The organism is Streptomyces sp. NPDC057654 (genome assembly GCF_042800135.1).
Classification (GTDB): Bacteria; Actinomycetota; Actinomycetes; order Streptomycetales; family Streptomycetaceae; genus Streptomyces.
In genome coordinates, this window is sequence record NZ_JBHVHQ010001219.1 from 1 (window position 1) to 1,910 (window position 1,910).

The 1,910-nt window shown below is 68.4% G+C and carries 2 protein-coding genes; both read left to right on the forward strand.

Features of this window, described 5'->3' with window-relative positions:
• Positions 1 to 254 precede the first annotated feature (254 nt).
• On the forward strand, positions 255 to 584 hold the full coding sequence (locus ACFU99_RS42175) for a GNAT family N-acetyltransferase (RefSeq protein WP_384403701.1): 330 nt from the start codon (positions 255 to 257) through the stop codon (positions 582 to 584).
• Between the two features lie 418 nt (positions 585 to 1,002).
• The gene (locus tag ACFU99_RS42180; protein WP_384403698.1) at positions 1,003 to 1,479 is read left to right on the forward strand and encodes a hypothetical protein; all 477 of its coding nucleotides are present in this window, start codon (positions 1,003 to 1,005) and stop codon (positions 1,477 to 1,479) included.
• The last annotated feature ends 431 nt before the right edge of the window (positions 1,480 to 1,910 follow it).

A 1,910-nucleotide genomic window follows, 5' to 3' on the forward strand; every position in this document is an offset into this window, starting at 1 on the left:
GGCCATGACCGCGCCCAGACTGCGGACAGCGGCACACGAATACGGAGGCCGAACGGCGCGGATTGGTGAACAGGTCGTTGCACGGTCCCAGAGCGCATGTAGCCTCACTCCGTGTTCATTGCACGCCGGGCTACCGGCGCGGACGCCCCCGCCATCGACGCACTGCTGCGGAAGTGGCAGTACGACCTTCCAGAGGACTACTCGGGGGACGGCCTCCCGGCAGGCTGGACATCGTGGATCGCGGTCAGCGAGGTGTGGGGCACCGTGGCTGTCCTGGAGGGAGAGTTCGACGACTACTTCGGTGCCAGCGTGCCCCGGCTGAGCACGCCGCTCCTCAAGCCTTCGTCGGCGGTCTGTTCGTTGCCCCGGACCACCGCCGCCAAGAAGCGGGGCGGCTCCTGCTCCAGCAGTTCGCTGCCGAAGCCCGCGGCGAGGGGTGCACATTCCTCACGCTCATCCCCGATGGCGGCGACGGCCTGGGAGACCGCGTGCAGTTCTTTCGCCAGTGTGGTCTCGTCTCCCTGACACCGCACGATCCGGACGCCGCCTTCGGCGCTCCGCTTACCAGTTTTCTCGACACCTGACGGCATCCCGCTGACCGGCCGCGGCCATAGGCCATGACCGATTGAGGTTCGTTACCCATACGCGCGCCAGTATGGCTTCACCCAACTCGATCGCCGCTCGTGTAACCGACCGGCCAGCACCGGCGTCCCAACACTGCCACGCGAGCAGTCAGCCCAGTGGCGCCTGGGCGAACGGATCCCGTACATTCGGCGGTCGCGGCTCAGCCCCTTCAGGGCGCGGCGGTACGCCAGGGCGCGAGGTGCCCCGTTCGCTGGTGACGGGGAAGCGCCTGCGTTTTCGGAGGTTGCTCAGGGGCCGGTGCGGTGCAGGGGGAAGGCCGGGCGGAGGACGTTGCGGTGGGTGTCGGCGTCCGCTCCTAAGGTTGTCTGCGTGCCTCCGTGAACTTGCCGGGTGGCCGTGGCGAGGAGGGAGCAGCGCATGTACGCGGATCTGTGGGTCGTCGTAGGCGACGCCGGTCGGGAGCAGTGGGAGTACACCCTCCTGGAGGCGGTGGGCCCGCTCCGGTTCGGCATGAGTCCCGGCGAGGCCGCCACGCGGATGATGGAAGCGGGCTTCACCGGCGACCTGGTCGAGATGCTTCCGTGGGACACTCGGCGCAGCCGGCACAAGGCGGAGTTTCGCAGGACGCAGGAGCGCGAGCTGTATCAGACGGACGTGACCGCCTACTACGTGGAGGGCATCGGCCTGACCTGCGTCGTCGTCGACGGGCTTTCGGGCCCGCAGGTCTGGTTCGAGGGGATGCGGCTGGTCGGCCGTGTCCCCTCGCAGCTCATGAACGAACTCGGCACATACCTGGCGGAGCGGGACATGGGTTTCACGTTCACGCCCGAGACATTGCCAACCAGGAACTCGGGTTCATACCCGGCGTCCAGCGCGCAGGGGACACCATGGTGACGCGCGCCGTCTTCGCCAAGCACGATGACCGCATCGGCTGCACCCTGGACGACGTCATCCCAAGCGAAGTATGGAGGCATCACTGAACTTGGGGACGCGTGCGGCGGAACAGTTGAGCCAACGTCGGCCCGCAGCCGTCCGTGCTGGACTGGTCCGAACGGCTGCTGACCGGTGTGCTGCTCAACGGCCGCCTGAATCAGCAGGCCGCCAAGCTTCGCATATTCTGGCGGCAGTACGCCTGGGCACGCCTCCCCGAGCACACGGACTGGCCCTCCGCTGCCCGTCGGAGTCCGCTCCCCCTCGGACCCAGAGGTGCCCTCGGCGGGGGAGCGTTCGCCGCGTGCGCCAACGGCATCCTCGTGCGGCCTGTGCGGCGAGATGGTCACGTTGCCTGTACGGCAGCGGCGGCCCCGGGGCACATCGTCCGGGGC

Excerpts from the sequence above, each read along its gene's own strand:
- ACFU99_RS42180 (WP_384403698.1), top strand. The coding sequence starts at position 1,003 with ATGTACGCGGATCTGTGGGTCGTCGTAGGCGACGCCGGTCGGGAGCAG.